The following is a 16,938-nucleotide window of genomic DNA, read 5'->3' as shown; positions in this document are numbered from 1 at the left end:
ATATCAAGATAATAAAGATATTTATTCAAAAGAAGTAGCTATATTAAGAATCTCTTCAAGTCGATCATCTGTATCTGCAAGCACTAAAATCATAACTTTGTTATTTAGATCAAGATTGCCTATACATGTTATAATTACGCCCTCAGTATCACCATATGTATAATCAACTCCATTATCTTTAAGATACTGATAATAGTCATCTATAGTTGATCCTTTAGGGACTAACACATTATTATGGCCCACCCAAGGCTTATGCTCACCATTGCGCAATTCGTGCGCTAAAAAGCCTGCATAAATAGCGCCTGTTTGTCGTGCATTAACTTCAAGTACGTAAGGTACAATCTTACCATTAATCTCACGGATAAGAAGATCAACACCCACGACACCTCTAACACCCATGTCACGAAGAATTTCTGTCATTTGATCACAAATTTCTATTACTGCAGGCTCTTCACTAAATTTAGACTTATACTTATTGCCTAAGTGTGTCTGACCATCAAGCATTTGATCACTTAAACCAAGACAGACATCGTCTTCTTTTTTATCACCAATACTTACTTGAAAAGCAGGTGAACCTAAATTATCAAGCCAAGGGTCAATCATAAATACCTCAACCCTATGCATAAGCTTTAGAATATCTCTTAATTCCTTTTCGCTCTCAAACCTATGAATACCGTATCCAGAACAAGCTCGAGGCATAATTACAGCACATTCATAAATACCTTTATTCTCATAGTCACGATAAGTCTGTAGAGCTTTTTTAACATAATCTTCATCACTAATTGTCGATATAATATTAACACTCGGAACTAACACACCCCTATCATACAACATTTGCCTAAGGAATGATTTATCATTTAAAAACTGTGATAATGCTTCTGATAGCCCATAGTTTTTATTATGTTTGATTCCGATTAGTTCAATTGCTGTAGCAGCTGTAAATGGCACAATATGAGTATACTCAGGATTACTAAACTCAGGAATTTGATCAGCATAATTCATAACTATTGTAGACAGCCTATAGTGCTCCATCAGCTTGTCTAAAAATATAAAGTTATCCATGGTTATATACGTAAGACCAATCCTATTAAAATAACTAACAATTTCTTCAACTTCACTCTGTGTCTTTTTTGGCAGGATAATTTTGTGATCTTTGGCAAGTAAGCACAAAGTACGTGTAACATATTTATTTACAAAAGAGCTAACAAGATCTGCACCATATATATCTGTTGTATTAGGCACATGAATAGCTTTTTTACCCCATATTCTTTCAGAGACAGCATTTGTCTTTTTTATTGCCATATTTTAAGCTCCTATTAGTTGTTTCTGCCGCTTATACGCTACAGCTTTAGCAAATGCGTCAGCCATTGATGCTAACTTATCCGGATCAACTTCTAAATTAGCTATATCATAATGTTCATCCGCAGTTGTTGTTTTAGACAGCAAGTCTTTCGGTATATCAATACAAACTGCCTCAAGCTCGCACACAAGATAGTGAGCCACCAAATGTTCCGCTAGGATATACGGTTTATCATACTCTATATCAATATCAATCTGTTTAAGTTCATGAGATAGAGATTCAATCAAATCTTTGGAGGCAAATATCCCGTTACGAGCATCTCCCGTAAAGAGTTCAGTAACTCTTTTTTCACCCTCTTTATGAGCATTTCTATACAGCTCAATATATTTTCTCAACGTATCAGGAGTTTCTATAATAGCTTCTGAATATCTTTCTTGTACAACATTTGGAGAGTAAGTAGACATAGTATGTAAATCTATGGCAACTGCATTATAAGTTTTGGCCACAGCAACAATATGACATAATTTCTGCATATACTTATCAAATAACTTCATAAGCTCTTGTTTAAGTTCTATATGCTGATTATAGTCGATGATATCTCTTATACAGTTTGGATATAATCTTCCCGCATCTAATATGGAGCGAGGGAAAGAAGGCTCTGCAATAAGTGTGTACAACCCATATTCTGAATAGAGCCTCTGGGCTATTGCATGAGAGAGCGAATGTGTACCGAAATCATATTCTATTGATAAAAAATCATCAAACTCTTCTTTACTAAGTTTGACAAGCTGTCCAATAGCAGGAAAATCAAACTCAACAAAATCTTTACCTAATTCTGCATGAGGGCATGTAATGACTAAGTCAAACTTTAAATCTTCCTGGGTATAGAAGTATAGAGTAGCCGCTTCATAGTATTTTACGTAGAAAGGCTCAACTACTTTATTCATGCTATCTAACAAAATTATATAATTATTATTTATGATAATATTCGATTATAGCAATTATAAAACTAATAATAAAATTCAAAATTGATTATAATTATTTTTACTAAATATTTAATCCTATATCGGTATGTTTTTTAAGAATAAAAAAGAAAGCTCCATCTTAAGCTTTCTAGTTGTTTCTTTTGCAAGCTTTTTTGCTATTTTTATGCTTGTTATCTCTATTTTTAGCTTTTATCAGGTTAAGCACCAAAACAACTCTCTTTTTAACTATCAATTAAAAACCGCAGCGCAAGTTATTGAAACTGTTCTAAAAATATACCCATTAGAAGATGATGAAAATACTACCGATATGATTGTTAACAAAATATCCTCTTCTTTTTTGAATATCAAGAATTATAATGAAAGCGTTGGCTTTATCGTATATGATAGAAAACACAAAAAGCTACTATTAAAAACATCAAACTTGCCATCATTTCATAAGAATTATGATGGAATTACATCTACTACAGGGTTTGAATGGATTTATACAGATACTGATGGTATTCATAAACACTGGTATACATATACTCTAAAAACAGACGGTGGAGATGTAGTAACAGTATTCGTAAATAATTCTGATAAAGATAAACTATCTCGACAAATAATTTTTAAGTTTGCAATACTTTTAGCATCAATATATATAATCCTTATTGGATTTATCTATTACATACTAAAAACTGCTCTTTATCCTCTAGAAAGAATAAATAAGCGTGTAGCAAAAATTAATCCTCGTAGAAATGAGAAACTTAATGAGGATATTATTCCCTTTGAGATAAAATCTATCGTTGAACAGATTAATTCATTAATAGAAAAGTTTCATGCAACATTAGAGAGGGAAAAGCGATTCTCAGGCGATGCTGCACACGAACTTAAGACTCCTATAGCAGGAGTAAAAACTTTGGTTGAGATTGCGCTTGCATCTGATGACATAAATGAGATTAAACAAAAACTCGAACGAATCAAAAACTCCACCAATAGATACTCTCACATTATAGACCAGTTATTAACATTAAGTAGAATCCAGCCGAATGAGCAAATCACATTTGGTAAAAAACTTATGATCAATACTGTACTTGAAACATTCATTGCTGATAATGCTATTAAAGCTATCGAGAAAAATATAGAAATTGCCTTCTATCCATCACAAGAAAATTTATATTGCTATAGTAACGAATACCTATTAGGAATAATGTTTAAGAACCTAATATCAAATGCTATAAAATATACTCCAGATGGTGGACTCGTTGAGATACACTCTTTCCAAAAGGATGATAATATCGTTGTTGAAATTAAAGATAATGGTATAGGTGTCCCTCCTGAAAATATCGAACGTATTTTTGATAGATTCTATAGGGAGACAGGCACCGGTGAAGAAGGAAGCGGACTTGGACTGGCAATAGTTTCAGAAATCGTAAGGCTCCATGACGGTAAGATATTTGCACAAAACAATACTGATGGAAGTGGTATCACTGTTACTGTCAAAATTCCTATTGAGCATAAACAAGAAGACTAAATATATCTTTCTAGAGCCTTTGAAATCTCAGGATCCTCAAACTCAAAACCCTCTCTTTGTAATTTAGTTGGTTTTATGTTTTGGCTAGATAACAAAAGCTCCTCCCCCATCTGTCCAAACATTAGCTTAATCATTGCACTTGGAATCTTAATTATACGTTTTTTGGCTAGATATTTACCCAAAAGCTCTATTAAGTGCCTATGCTGACTAGCTTCGGGCGATGTCAGATTATATACTTCTTTCTTGTCCAACTTGTTGTCTATAATAAACTCAACCGCTCTCGATAAGTCAAAGACACTTATCCAAGTCATATAATTATGTCCATTACCAAACATTGTCAAAAAGCCAAATTTAGCAGGCATAATCATTTTTTCAAGAACACCACCGTTACCAATAACAACCCCAAAACGCATGATTGTGTACCTAGCTAGCGGAGAATCCACTAAACATTTCTCCCAACTATCAACAACTTGCTGACCAAAAGTTAAGTTATCAAACTTTCTATCATGCTTTTCTTCATCCTGAGGAATATCAGAAAAATTATAATAGCCAATAGCACTAGCATTAATTAGCCAAATATTTTTATTACCTATTAGTTCAACCAACCTAGTAGTTGGTTCTATACGACTAGATATAATCTTATTCTTAACAGAGTTACTCCAACGCTTCTGACCAATGTTATAACCACATAAGTTTATGACAATATCAAAATCGGATATCTTAATCTCATCAAGTTCAGACCAAGTTAATAAATCATCATAGTATCCAATTTTAGATTTTTGCGATCTAGTGAGTAATGTCAATCTATACTTAGGACTTAAATATTTTGATAACTCCCTACCTACAAATCCTGATCCGCCTGCTACTAGTATTTTCATAAGATCTCCTAAAATCTTAACTTATACTACTATTATATTTGTAAAATTTGACTAAGTAACATTACAATTTATTAATCTAGTTTGTGGTTACTTGAGAATAGTAAACTATTGTGAGATTCTATTTATAGTAGCCTCCCAGCTGAAAATCATAATAAAAGTTACTAGCCTAATATATAAGTAGGATAGTTTTAATAACAACAAAAAATAGAGGTTTTTTCTATGTACTGGGTCGAAATACTATCAAGAATACAGTTTGCCTTTACGGTAAGTTTTCATATTTTGTTTCCAGCCTTCAGTATTGGGTTATCAACATTTTTGATGATCTTCGAGGCTTTATGGCTAATTACCAAAAATGATAAATACCTCGCTATAGTGAAATTCTGGACAAAGATATTTGCTCTTACGTTTGGTATGGGCGTTGTGTCTGGAATTGTTATGGAGTTCCAATTTGGTGCTAACTGGGCAGGCTTTGCCGAAAAAGTTGGTCCTGTACTTGGCTCTCTGTTCACATATGAAGTCCTTACAGCTTTCTTCATAGAGGCTGGAGCATTAGGTATTATGATTTTCGGTTGGGGTAGAATAAACAAATATGTTCATTTTTTGGCTAACTTCACAATATTTGTTGGTGTGACATTATCAGCCTTTTGGATATTATCAGCTAACTCATGGATGCAAACACCTGATGGTGTGAACTATATCAATGGTAAGTTTGAAGTGTATAGCTGGTATCATGTAATCTTTAACCCCTCTGTGATTCCAAGGTATATCCATATGCTTATGGCTGCATACTTGAGCACTCTAATGGTTATACTAGGTGTTAGTGCATATTACATTATCAAGGATAAACATCACACCTTTGCAAAAACATGCATCAAATTTTCGATAGTTTCCATTCTAATTTTAAGTATAGGTCAACTTGGTGTGGGTGACGATGTAGGTAGAGAAGTACATGAACATCAGCCACTTAAAACAGCGGCAATGGAAGGTGTTTGGGATACTCAGAAAGGCGCTCCTTTTGTAATATTTGCATACCCAAGCGAATCACAAGAAAAGAACTTATTCGCTATAAAGATTCCTAAGCTTGCTTCTCTAATAAACACTCATGAGTTAGACGGAGAATTAATAGGTCTTAAATCTGTTCCGGAAAAAGATAGACCAGTGGTTGCTGTCGTATTCTATAGCTTTAGAATAATGGTAGGTATTGGTACACTAATGATACTTATGGGTGTTGTAGGAACTATACTCTTAGCGAGAAAAAAACTACAAACTTCAAAATGGTTCCTAAGATTCTGTACACTAACTACACCACTTGGTTTTGTTGCTATCATCACAGGATGGTTCACAGCAGAATTTGGTAGACAACCTTGGACTGTATATAACATACTAAGGACTGAGTATTCCGTCAGTGATATTAACTTCTGGCAAGTGTTTAGCTCATTAGCAGCAATAATCATTGTTTACTTCATTATATTTGGGTTCTTCTACTTCAGATACTTATTTAGAATTATAAATGGTGGTCCAAGTACTGGTGGAGAAGAAAGAATGCCTTACTCATACTTCCAATCAGTTGAGAAGACTACAGGCGAGGAGGAATAATTATGGACTTAGGATTAATTTGGTTATTTATAATTGCTTTTGCTCTACTACTGTATATTGTATTAGATGGATTTGCTCTAGGCATGGGGTCACTATTTCCATTTTTTGATGATCATCAAAAAGATATTGCAGTGAGTATATTACTACCAACTTGGGATGGTAACCAAACATGGCTAGTTTTTGCTTTAGCGTGCTTTTATGGGATGTTTCCTATCGCATTTGCCTACATATTCCCTAAGATTTACTTATCCGCGATACTTTTAGTAGTTATGATACTCTTCAGAGGTATTTGCTTTGAGTTTAGACTAAAATCTCATAAAGGTATCAAAAACTGGGATAAGCTTTTCTTCATATCTTCATTAACGGCAACTTTTCTGCAAGGCTACATAGTTGGCGAATTGATAGTAGGTTTCCCACATAGTACTTTTTATGGTGCTGGCTTTTCCATACTTACGGGTATAGCTCTAGTATTTGGTTATAGCTTACTTGGCGCAACCCGTCTTATACTTAAAACTGAAGGAGAGCTTTATGATAAAGCTAAAAGACTAGCTAAATCATGTAGTATAGTACTTGCGATATTAATGTTAATTATTGGAGCAATTACTCCTATATATACTAAATTACCTTTAGATAGCTTCTATAAGATGACTGTCCTTGGCGCACTTTTTGTACTTACCATTATAAGCTTCTTAGTCCTTATCAAAGTGATAGATGCTAAAAATCATGCTTTACCATATTGGTCGGCTGTAGCAATATTTGTCTTTACATATACAAGTATGCTGGCATTAATATTTCCATATATTATCCCTTATCACATTACATACACTCAAGCACAAGCTAGTGATACCACACTACTATTTACGCTAATTCCAGCTGTAATTATGATCCCATTACTGTTGTTATACACCAGCTATGCTTATTATATCTTTAGAGGAAAAACCAAAGAAAAATTAAGTTACTAGGAGGAATAATTTGAAAAGCTACAAGAGCTTAGACATATATCTTGCCTATCTAGGTTTAGTTCCTTTCATATTCTTTTCCTCATGTATACTACTAGGCCACAACAGCTTTCTAATATTTGAAAATATAGCAAAAGCTCTATCCGTATATGGATTAGTTATTACATGTTTTATGGCTGGAACCCATTGGGGCAGACAAATTAATTTAGAGCCTAGCTTCACAAAGACATTGATACAAGTTGCTAGTAATTTAATTGCCATAATAATTTGGCTTGGATATCTAAGCTTAGATCCACAAGATTTTATATTATTACTCATAGCAGAATTTTTAATACTACTCAAAGTCGATTACTACTTCTTTAAATTAAACCTTATTAGTTCAAAATATTTCAAATGTATAAGACTACCAATAACACTATGCGTTGTTATTTCACTAGCAGTTTCTTGGAGTCTTGTATGAAAGTGGCAATAATAGGTGCTGGTCTTGCTGGATTAACCGCTGCAAATATTCTAAAAGATTTGGCACAAATAACTATTTTTGAGAAATCTCGTGGAGTTAGTGGCAGAATGTCAACAAGATATGCTGACCCTTACTACTTTGATCATGGAGCTCAATATTTCACTGCTAAATCCCTTGAGTTTAAAGAGTTCCTTAAACCAATGATAGATCAAGGCATAATCAAAAACTGGCAAGCAAATTTTGTTGAAATCAAAAACTCTGAGATAATAAATCAAAAACCTTGGGGTAATGAATATAAACATTATGTTGGCTCTCCTAAAATGAATGCCGTAGCGCAATACTTAGCTCAAGATCTAGATATATCTCTGAACACACGTGTTAGCTCTATCACCAAAGAAGATAGACTTTGGATTGTTAAGGATAATAACAACCAATTTTTAGGATATTTTGACTGGATTATTTTTGCAATCCCATCAGACCAACTTAAAGATTTACTACCTCAAAATACTTCTTTCTATAACCAAATTAGCTCGATAAAAATGGATAGCTGCTTTTCACTAATGCTTGGTTATGATAAAAAGATTAATCTGAATTTTGATGCTGCTCTAGTACATGACGAGATAATTAGTTGGATATCTCTCAACAGCTCAAAACCAGATCGTAATACCCCTACTTAATTATACACTCTGCAAATAAATGGGCTAATCAATATATTGATTACGATCGTGAACAAATCCTAGAAACAATTTTTGAAAGAGTCAAAGAGATATTAGCTATAAATCTAAATCAGCCAGATTATAGAACACTACATGCCTGGCGTTATGCAAATATAGGTAAACAAAATACACCTGGTTACTTTATTGATACAAACCAAAATATATCCGCATGTGGTGACTGGTGTATAAAGGGGCGTGTTGAATCTGCATTTACAAGTGCTTTAATATTGGCCAATCAGATTAAAAATTTATTATAATATCAAACACAGAATCAAATATTATCGAAACATACCCTATCTTATTATTATATACTTAACTGCCTCTTCAGGAGTTATTGTTCCCGCTTTAAGAAGGTTTTCTATACTTTGCTCCATAGTTGCCATACCTTTTGCCGTACCAGTCTGAAGAGCTGTGTATATTTGAGAAAGCTTATTATCTTTTATCATATTTCTGATACCAGTATTAGAAATAAGAACCTCGTACCCAGCAACACGCCCACCACCTTTACGCTTAAGAAGACGCTGAGATATTACAATCTGTAAAGATTCTGCTAACATATTACGGACTAATTCCTGCTCAGCTGGTGGAAATACCGATATTACCCTATCCACTGTTTTGATTGCTGACATTGTATGCAATGTCCCTAGTACCAAGTGACCTGTTTCAGCTGCCTCAAGAGCCAAACGTATAGTTTCTAAATCACGCATTTCCCCAACAAGGATACAATCAGGATCTTCCCTTAGTGCTGATTTCAAAGCTGCGTTAAAGCTTCTTGTATCTCTTTTGACCTCACGCTGGTTAACTAAAGCTCTTTGGCTTGTATGTACAAATTCAACAGGGTCTTCAATCGTTAGGATATGAGAATCTTCTTTTTGGTTTATCTCATTTACTAAGGCTGCTAATGTACTACTTTTACCAGAACCTGTAGGCCCAGTAACAAGTATCAAACCACCCTTTTTAGCTTGAACTGTTTTCAGAATCTTAGGAGCCCCGAACTGATCTAGAGTGGGGATAGTATTCTCTAAACGACGAAATACAGCACCATACCCACGATTATGAAAAAATGCATTAACCCTAAATCTTGCATCATTATCTTTATCATCAATTGAAAAATCACATTCATAGGTCTCTACAAGCTCATCCTTTTGATCATCTGTCATAATCTCCAAGAGCATTTGAGAGATCATCTTATCATTTAATACAGGAGATGTTTCGATATCAATCAAGTCCCCATCAATTCTATACTTAGCTTTACAACCAGATGATAAATGTAAGTCTGACGCTTTTTTTTGCACACACAGAGTTAATAATTTTCTTATCATATATAAAAAATAAAATTAATAGTTATAGTAAAACTTTATCACTATTAAGAAACAAAAAAAACAAAGAATTAAATTATTTTTAGAGATAAATTATTTGAATAATTTTTTGAAGAAATTAGCTATTCTTGCAAATGGACAAGAAGACTCTTCAGAGTCTTTAGAGCAAGAATTATTATCAGTGTTTACTGAACTAGATTTTTTTTTTTGATCCATCATATCTTTAAGAACTGTTTGCAAGATACCGCCGTTCTTCAGATAATCAACATCAACATCTGCATCTAAACGAGCTAATGCTTCAAACGTTGTAGTATGAGCAGTCTTAGGATGTACAGCTTCAACAACAACTGTTTGACGAGGCTGAATATTATTCAAGTTTTTGATATTGAACATTTCAGTACCATCTAGACCAAGAGTCTTAGCACTTTGACCATCAAGATATTGAAGAGGTAACACACCCATACCTACAAGATTAGATCTATGAATTCTCTCATAGCTCTCAGCTATAACTGCTTTAACACCTAATAGGAAAGTACCTTTTGCAGCCCAGTCACGTGATGAGCCAGTACCATATTCTTTGCCAGCCAAAATAACAAGAGGAATATCTTTCTCTTTATACTTCATAGCAGCATCAAATACATACTGTTGAGAGCCATCAAGATGATACTTAGTATATCCTCCTTCTACGCCATCAAGAAGTAAGTTACGAATACGGATATTAGCAAATGTACCTCTCATCATAACTTCATGGTTACCACGACGAGAACCATAAGAGTTGAAATCTTTTTTCTCTACACCATGAGACTTCAAATATTGTCCAGCAGGATACTCTTCTGGAATAGCTCCAGCAGGTGAAATATGGTCTGTAGTTACAGAGTCACCCAACATAAGTAAAGTTCTAGCACCCTTGATATCTAGGTCATCATTACCCTCTGCGAACTTCTCAAAGAAGCTTGGGCATTGGATATAAGTAGAAGAACTGTCAAACTCATAAAGTTTACCTTCAGGAGCATCAAGTTTCCTCCAATCTTCTGTACCATCAAGAACTGTAGCATATGCTTTTTCAAACATTGCAGAATTGATTACATCTGATTGGATTGCAGCAATTTCTTCTGTAGTAGGCCAAATATCTGCCAAGTATACAGCATTACCTTCCGCATCAGTTCCAATTGCATCTTCAACAGGATCAAAATCAACAGTACCAGCTAAAGCATAAGCAACCACATGGATAGGAGATGCTAGATAGTTTGCTTTAACATGAGGGTTAATACGACCTTCAAAGTTACGGTTACCTGAACTTACAGAAGATACTACAAGATCAGCTTCATTGATTGCATCAACAACAGGCTCATCTAAAGGTCCTGAGTTACCAATACAAGTAGTACAACCATAACCTACTAAGTTGAAGCCTAAGTTTTCTAGCTCTGGCAATAAGTTAGCTTTCTCAAGATATTGAGTTACTACTTGAGATCCAGGTGCTAGAGATGTTTTAACAAAAGGCTTAACTTTAAGACCTTTCTCATTAGCTTTTTTAGCTAATAAACCAGCACCTAAAAGTAGTGATGGGTTTGATGTATTTGTACATGAAGTAATTGCAGCAATAGCAAGAGAACCATGAGTGATTTTCTCACCCAAACCTTTTACTCCTGCAGATTTCTTAAGTTGCTCTTCTGTCAAACCAAAACCATGTAGACCCTGCTCATGAACCAGAGCCTCTGCAAATGCTTTTTTCATATCATGGAAAGCAACTCTATCTTGTGGACGCTTAGGACCAGCAAGGTTAGACTCAATATCAGATAAGTTTATCTCTACAATACTAGAGTATTCAGGCTCTTCTGATGGATTCTCTCTAAATAGTAATTGCTCTTTATACATATCACGAGCTGCATCAACAAGCTCACTACGGTTTGTATTGTTAAAGAAGTCTAATGTTACTTCATCAACTGGGAAGAAACCTATCGTAGCACCGTACTCTGGAGCCATGTTAGCGATAGTAGCTCTATCTGGTAGAGATAAGCTCTCGAGGCCTTCTCCATAGTACTCAACAAACTTACCTACAACACCATGCTTTCTAAGTGCTTCTGTAATCTCAAGTACTAAGTCAGTTGCCGTTACACCAGTTTTTAACTTACCAGTTAGTTTAACACCAACCACATCTGGAAGTACCATGTAGTACGGCTGACCCAGCATTACAGCCTCAGCTTCGATACCACCTACACCCCAGCCTACTACACCAACACCATTGATCATGGTAGTATGAGAGTCTGTACCTACTAATGTGTCTGGATAAATTACATCTTCACCATCAATATTCTTAACTAGTGCTCCTTTTGCAAGGTACTCTAAGTTAACTTGGTGAATAATACCCATCCCAGGTGGTACTACAGTGAAATCATCAAATGCCTTTTGTGCCCACTTAAGTAGACTATATCTTTCACCATTTCTTTCAAACTCTTTAGCCACGTTTTGTGCTAGAGCTGTTTTTGTACCATAGAAATCAACTTGTACAGAGTGGTCAATTACCATAGCTGTATCTACAAGAGGATTAATCTTATCAGCATCACCACCGGCGTCTTTGATAGCCTTTCTCATAGCAGCTAAATCAACAACCGCTGGTACACCTGTAAAGTCTTGCATCACCACTCTAGCTGGCATATGTGGAATTTCAGGTCTTGAGCTAGCTTTAGCGTCCCAATCTAAAACCTTATGCATATCATCTTCTTTTACTTTGTAGCCATCTATATTTCTTAGTTGGTTTTCAAGTAATACTCTGATAGAGTAAGGAAGACGAGTTACATCTTTACCAAGCTCTTGAGAAAGTTTCTTTAAGCTATACAGAGAGTATTTCTTTCCTTTTTCCTCTATCTGTAGCTTAGTGATATTTTTAATATCAGACATGCTTTAACCTCCGTAGATACTAATTAATTTTTGCATAACACGCGTATATTTTAACCTGTTAATGACTATTTGTATATAAAATATAATCTTTCAGCTATTTTGCATCACTTTAATAGTGAAATATCAAGCTTGCCTTTTTTGAAAGGTGGACACCATAAGTAGCTTGTCTCAATAATTTTTGAAAATTTAAACACTCCATCAACAATACCATCACTACCACCGAGCATATTGCCCATCTGTAAATTGAATGATCTAAATGATAATGCAAACGCAGAGAACATGAAGCCTCCATTTAGATTATCATCTGACCAAGGCATTGATCTTCTTAGTAACTCTGCTTCTGGATCAAAGTTTTCTTTAGCAGATCTCTTAACATGAGCGAAGTCTTTCAAATCCTTAAATTGATGAGAATCATCCAAAGATCTACCAATACACTCTTCTTTCGCTGATTGGCTTGCACTATTTAACCAATCAAAGTCATGTAACCATTGCTGAAGAACCCAAAAGCTCGACCCCTCTAACTTGCCTTCTGGTATTACCGATGCTGGAACAACCTCTTCACCCTTAGGATTCTCAATACCATCTTCAAATCCTGATAAATCATACTTTCCATGATAGGTGTAGCTAGAAACTATTTTTTCTACAGTAAAGAAATCTTGCAATGCTTTTCTGATGTTTAATGCGTTATGAAATAGCTCTCCTCGATCATCACCTCTTAGCCAAAGTACCAAGTTATAACCATCATTATCAGGCATTCTTTCATTATTGAATTTAGCTCTTTTGAAATTATCATCACTAGGAAGATCAAACATTTGCAAAAGATCTTTACCAAATCCAGCAACCACACTCTTACCATCGACAAACTTTTGTAATACCTTCAATCCAAACTTGACATCATTATCTTTATTGATACTAAACATCATATATAAAGCAGATGATGGTAAACCCTCAGTAATTCCCAATTGATATTTAATTATTTCCATCTAACTTTCCCTTATAAAATTCTCTTTAATAGTTATAATATAAACAACTAATATAAAACTCCACAAACTAATGTTAAAAAAACAACTATCTTATTTTATTATTATAGGTATATTAGCATCAATAACTAACTTTGTTATTGTATGGTTCTTGGTTGAACTTGATATCTTTAAGCCTATGGTTGCAAATTTCTTTGCATTTCTTATTGCTTTTAATGTCAGCTATTTTGGACATAGATTTTTGACATTCTCCACAACAACTCAATCACATAAAAAGGCTGCTACACAGTTTTTCATCAATGTAATGATTGGTTTAGCGCTCAATGAAGGCATATATTACGTATTACTTCATCTTCTGCATATACAATATCTACTTGCACTGTTTATAACGATGGGGTTAGTCGCAGTATATACTTTTGTTGTTAGTAAATTCCTCATCTTCAAGGCATAAGATGTTTAATATAAACAAGCAAATAGGAATATACATACACTTTCCCTGGTGTGTCCGTAAATGCCCTTACTGTGATTTTAACTCTCATGCAATCAAAGATGATACATATCTTTCACAAGATTATTACAAAAAGCTGATTGCCGACTTTGATACTCATCTAACTGATCTACAAGATAGAGAAGTTATAAGTATTTTTATAGGGGGTGGCACACCTTCACTTTTCAAAGCTGATTATCTTGGTAAAGTTTTACAAAACATAAAAGATAATTCAAAGCTTAATCCCAATTGTGAAATAACTCTAGAAATGAATCCTGGTACTGTCGAACGTGGCTCTATTTCAGAGTATGCAAATATTGGTATAAACCGTATCTCAGTTGGTGTACAAAGCTTTCAAAATGAAAAGCTGCAGTCATTGGGTAGAATCCATAATTGCGACAATGTTTATACAACTATTGAAGAGATTAAGAATTCAACAATTTCGAATTTTAATATTGATATCATGCATGGGCTTCCCAATCAAAGCTTTGAGGATGGTATTTTTGACATTTCTCAAGCAATTACAATGAAGCCAACTCATATATCTTGGTACCAACTAACTATAGAACCAAATACTCTTTTTGCAGCAAAGCCTCCAAAACTACCAGACGAAGAAACTTTAGAGCAAATTGAAATAACTGGTAAAAAACTACTCCAACAATCTGGGTACTATCAATATGAGATATCCGCTTATGCAAAAGATAATTTAAGATCTATTCATAACTCAAACTATTGGAATTTCGGCGACTATATAGGTATTGGTGCTGGAGCTCATAGCAAGATTACAAACCTTCAAACCAAAGAGATTAAAAGAACCTGGAAACACAAACATCCCAAAATATATTCACAAGCAAATAACTGTATAAAAGATTTTAATACTGTTGGTAAAAATGAACTAATATATGAGTTTATGTTAAATGCTTTAAGATTAAAAAATGGCTTTGGTATCAGCACTTTTGAGCAACAAACTTTTTTATCTAAGAATGAAATTATCCAAAGATTATCGCAAGGGGTAGAAAAAGGGTTACTAAGTTTTCCTAACAACAAGATCGAGCCAACAGACAAAGGTTATTTATTTCTAAATGATTGTATTAACCTTTTTATCTAATCATCATATCTAATCTGAGATAACTTACCACTAATTGCATCAACATACGCCTTAACTTCCTGCTGGCTATTATCTACACATTCAATCTCATATACACCATTCTTACTTTCAACACTAGTAATAGTTTTACACCTATCACTAGGAACCGCCCTTATAGCTTCGCTCATATTGATTTCTTTTGAGCCTTTTTTTGGCAAGGGAACTTCACCTGTATTTGGATCTATGTATATATATTCTTCTTTACCGGCATTATTGATAACTTTCGCTTTATAAGCTCCATCATCGTATTCTATTTTGTTAATTCCATCATATCCCTTGGCATAAATATTAGAAATAACTTTATCCATAGGTATAGAATTAGCTGGTGGAATATCATCTGCGTACATAACTGACGTAGATATTACTATCAATAAAATCATCTTAGAAGCTATTAGAACTTTTCTCATTTTTTAACTTATTTTTTTTTGAAAGATGACTTTAAATTACCATTACGAACTTATAATATCAATGGCATATAAAGCAATAGCTACTGTCCTAAAACAGTACTGACATAATTATTCATTTGTTTACGAAGAAACTCTATTATCCTTGTTCTATTTCTAAGGTGCTTTGACACTATTACTGCCTGCATATCATAAAAAGTTTCCGTTGTAATACTGTCTATACTAATTATAGATGAATTTGATATTTTGGCATAGTTATCCAAAAGAACCCCTGCTCCTAAACCTTTATCAATAAGAGATACTTTATGGCCATCATCCTCAACCAAATACTTTATATTTTTAATCTGTTGATTTACAGATTTACCATCTACCGTAATATTTAAGCTAAATGAAGGCTGATCTCTACGCATAATGAAAGGAAGTTCAAAAACATTCAGAGGATTTGATTTTAAATCGTACTTATCTAATAGCTCTTGGTTAACATAAATCTTAGATGGCAAATTTACTGAATCTATAGTTGCACAGACCATCCAATGATCTTGATCTATTTTATCCAAATCTTTAAACGCTATAAATGCTATATCATAGTTATTCAACTGATAAATATAACTATTTGCTTGAGATAAAAGATAGCTATCAAATGTAAAAGTATACTCATTCTTAGGGTCTACCTCATGGATAGCTGGAGAAATATAATTAACAAATGTTCTAGTACCAAAAATTCTTATATATTTTAATTTATCAACACCTTTATATTTACTGGAAAGAATACTATTCTCTAAATCTATATATAGCTTATGACAAGATGCATAGTATTTTTTACCATATTTTGTTATTTCGACTTTATTGCTACCTGATTGAATTAATTTAACTCCTAGATAACTTTCCAACAGCTCTAACTTATTTCTAATAGTATTAACTTCGACCGAATAATAACTCTTTACCGCTGCATAAGATCCCAGCTCTACTAATGATATAAAATACCTTGTACCTTCTATTATATTTTTGTCTACAACTTCTTTGACTTGTCTACTCATAGATAGCTAATTTAATTAGATATACCTAATACACTATAGCTATGTTATCAATAATAAAAAATATTTTATAGATGCTATCGATATATTTACTTAAACAGCTCTCAATACAGGTATTTTAAAAATTATTTCTAACAAAGTCACAAAATTTACATTCTCAAAATAGTTTTTACATATTTATCTACTTACCCTCAAAGAAGTTTAATAATTTTTCTTTATTTGTGGGTATATTTTGAAACTATTACAATAACTTTTTCATGAAAA

Annotated in this window: 15 protein-coding genes; 7 read left to right on the top strand and 8 right to left on the bottom strand. The window is 33.7% G+C overall.

What is annotated here, in order from left to right; translation table 11 throughout:
• Positions 1–21: 21 nt before the first annotated feature.
• Both F7308_RS03015 and F7308_RS03010 read right to left on the bottom strand, forming a co-directional pair.
• Positions 22–1,302: an ATP-grasp domain-containing protein gene (locus tag F7308_RS03015; protein ID WP_013922377.1), complete on the bottom strand. Its 1,281-nt coding sequence runs from the start codon at positions 1,300–1,302 to the stop codon at positions 22–24.
• A 3-nt stretch (positions 1,303–1,305) separates the two neighbouring features.
• A complete protein-coding gene (locus tag F7308_RS03010) occupies positions 1,306–2,259 on the bottom strand; it encodes a hypothetical protein (RefSeq protein ID WP_149368846.1) in 954 nt (317 codons plus the stop codon).
• Between the two features lie 112 nt (positions 2,260–2,371).
• On the opposite strand from F7308_RS03010, the gene F7308_RS03005 reads away from it, so the two are divergent.
• Entirely contained in the window at positions 2,372–3,796 is a 1,425-nt protein-coding gene (locus F7308_RS03005; RefSeq protein ID WP_013922375.1) for a sensor histidine kinase, read from the top strand.
• On the opposite strand, the gene F7308_RS03000 is transcribed toward F7308_RS03005, so the two are convergent.
• Positions 3,793–4,674: a TIGR01777 family oxidoreductase gene (locus F7308_RS03000; RefSeq protein WP_013922374.1), complete on the bottom strand. Its 882-nt coding sequence runs from the start codon at positions 4,672–4,674 to the stop codon at positions 3,793–3,795. The two genes, F7308_RS03005 and F7308_RS03000, sit on opposite strands and share 4 nt — an antisense overlap.
• 219 nt (positions 4,675–4,893) lie before the next feature.
• Here F7308_RS03000 and F7308_RS02995 point away from each other — a divergent pair, with 219 nt between their 5' ends.
• The 4 genes from F7308_RS02995 to F7308_RS02980 are packed head-to-tail and all read left to right on the top strand — an operon-like array spanning position 4,894 to position 8,366.
• Complete coding sequence (locus F7308_RS02995) at positions 4,894–6,270, top strand: cytochrome ubiquinol oxidase subunit I (protein WP_013922373.1); 1,377 nt, start codon at positions 4,894–4,896, stop codon at positions 6,268–6,270.
• 2 nt (positions 6,271–6,272) lie between these two features.
• Positions 6,273–7,232, top strand: a complete 960-nt coding sequence (locus F7308_RS02990) for a cytochrome d ubiquinol oxidase subunit II (protein ID WP_013922372.1) — start codon at positions 6,273–6,275, stop codon at positions 7,230–7,232.
• A 10-nt stretch (positions 7,233–7,242) separates the two neighbouring features.
• Complete coding sequence (locus tag F7308_RS02985) at positions 7,243–7,689, top strand: DUF3429 domain-containing protein (protein WP_041263615.1); 447 nt, start codon at positions 7,243–7,245, stop codon at positions 7,687–7,689.
• A complete protein-coding gene (locus tag F7308_RS02980; RefSeq protein WP_013922370.1) occupies positions 7,686–8,366 on the top strand; it encodes an NAD(P)/FAD-dependent oxidoreductase in 681 nt (226 codons plus the stop codon). Before F7308_RS02985 ends, F7308_RS02980 begins: the two co-directional genes overlap by 4 nt.
• A gap of 332 nt (positions 8,367–8,698) precedes the next feature.
• Here the strand turns inward: F7308_RS02980 and F7308_RS02975 are convergent, their stop codons facing one another.
• The 3 genes from F7308_RS02975 to F7308_RS02965 all read right to left on the bottom strand — a co-directional run bounded on the left by F7308_RS02975 (position 8,699) and on the right by F7308_RS02965 (position 13,605).
• Complete coding sequence (locus F7308_RS02975) at positions 8,699–9,727, bottom strand: type IV pilus twitching motility protein PilT (RefSeq protein WP_041263614.1); 1,029 nt, start codon at positions 9,725–9,727, stop codon at positions 8,699–8,701.
• Between the two features lie 90 nt (positions 9,728–9,817).
• Entirely contained in the window at positions 9,818–12,622 is a 2,805-nt protein-coding gene (gene acnA / locus F7308_RS02970; RefSeq protein WP_013922367.1) for an aconitate hydratase AcnA, read from the bottom strand.
• Positions 12,623–12,726: 104 nt separating this feature from the next.
• Complete coding sequence (locus F7308_RS02965) at positions 12,727–13,605, bottom strand: Dyp-type peroxidase (protein WP_013922366.1); 879 nt, start codon at positions 13,603–13,605, stop codon at positions 12,727–12,729.
• Between the two features lie 70 nt (positions 13,606–13,675).
• Between F7308_RS02965 and F7308_RS02960 the strand changes: the two genes are divergently transcribed.
• Together F7308_RS02960 and hemW are read left to right on the top strand one after the other, a co-directional pair.
• The gene (locus F7308_RS02960) at positions 13,676–14,053 is read left to right on the top strand and encodes a GtrA family protein (protein WP_013922365.1); all 378 of its coding nucleotides are present in this window, start codon (positions 13,676–13,678) and stop codon (positions 14,051–14,053) included.
• A 1-nt stretch (position 14,054) separates the two neighbouring features.
• Positions 14,055–15,197 carry a radical SAM family heme chaperone HemW gene (gene hemW, locus F7308_RS02955; protein ID WP_013922364.1) on the top strand — a complete coding sequence of 381 codons (1,143 nt, stop codon included), beginning with the start codon at positions 14,055–14,057 and terminating at the stop codon, positions 15,195–15,197.
• Here hemW and F7308_RS02950 read toward each other — a convergent pair.
• Positions 15,194–15,643 (bottom strand): PepSY domain-containing protein, encoded by a 450-nt coding sequence (locus F7308_RS02950; protein ID WP_013922363.1) that lies wholly within the window; start codon positions 15,641–15,643, stop codon positions 15,194–15,196. The two genes, hemW and F7308_RS02950, sit on opposite strands and share 4 nt — an antisense overlap.
• An 80-nt stretch (positions 15,644–15,723) precedes the next feature.
• On the bottom strand, positions 15,724–16,677 hold the full coding sequence (locus F7308_RS02945) for a LysR family transcriptional regulator domain-containing protein (protein ID WP_013922362.1): 954 nt from the start codon (positions 16,675–16,677) through the stop codon (positions 15,724–15,726).
• Positions 16,678–16,938: the final 261 nt, after the last annotated feature.

Source organism: Francisella salina (assembly GCF_000219045.1).
Classification (GTDB): domain Bacteria; phylum Pseudomonadota; class Gammaproteobacteria; order Francisellales; family Francisellaceae; genus Francisella; species Francisella salimarina.
The sequence above is the reverse complement of the archived record's forward strand: the minus strand, read 5'-3'. Positions and strand labels throughout refer to the sequence as shown.

Bases quoted from the DNA above. Each gene is read 5' to 3' on its own strand.
- F7308_RS03015 (WP_013922377.1), bottom strand. From the start codon at position 1,302: ATGGCAATAAAAAAGACAAATGCTGTCTCTGAAAGAATATGGGGTAAA.
- F7308_RS03005 (WP_013922375.1), top strand. From the start codon at position 2,372: ATGTTTTTTAAGAATAAAAAAGAAAGCTCCATCTTAAGCTTTCTAGTT.
- F7308_RS03000 (WP_013922374.1), bottom strand. From the start codon at position 4,674: ATGAAAATACTAGTAGCAGGCGGATCAGGATTTGTAGGTAGGGAGTTA.
- F7308_RS02995 (WP_013922373.1), top strand. From the start codon at position 4,894: ATGTACTGGGTCGAAATACTATCAAGAATACAGTTTGCCTTTACGGTA.
- F7308_RS02990 (WP_013922372.1), top strand. From the start codon at position 6,273: ATGGACTTAGGATTAATTTGGTTATTTATAATTGCTTTTGCTCTACTA.
- F7308_RS02980 (WP_013922370.1), top strand. From the start codon at position 7,686: ATGAAAGTGGCAATAATAGGTGCTGGTCTTGCTGGATTAACCGCTGCA.
- F7308_RS02975 (WP_041263614.1), bottom strand. From the start codon at position 9,727: ATGATAAGAAAATTATTAACTCTGTGTGTGCAAAAAAAAGCGTCAGAC.
- acnA (WP_013922367.1), bottom strand. From the start codon at position 12,622: ATGTCTGATATTAAAAATATCACTAAGCTACAGATAGAGGAAAAAGGA.
- F7308_RS02965 (WP_013922366.1), bottom strand. From the start codon at position 13,605: ATGGAAATAATTAAATATCAATTGGGAATTACTGAGGGTTTACCATCA.
- F7308_RS02960 (WP_013922365.1), top strand. From the start codon at position 13,676: ATGTTAAAAAAACAACTATCTTATTTTATTATTATAGGTATATTAGCA.
- hemW (WP_013922364.1), top strand. From the start codon at position 14,055: ATGTTTAATATAAACAAGCAAATAGGAATATACATACACTTTCCCTGG.
- F7308_RS02950 (WP_013922363.1), bottom strand. From the start codon at position 15,643: ATGAGAAAAGTTCTAATAGCTTCTAAGATGATTTTATTGATAGTAATA.
- F7308_RS02945 (WP_013922362.1), bottom strand. From the start codon at position 16,677: ATGAGTAGACAAGTCAAAGAAGTTGTAGACAAAAATATAATAGAAGGT.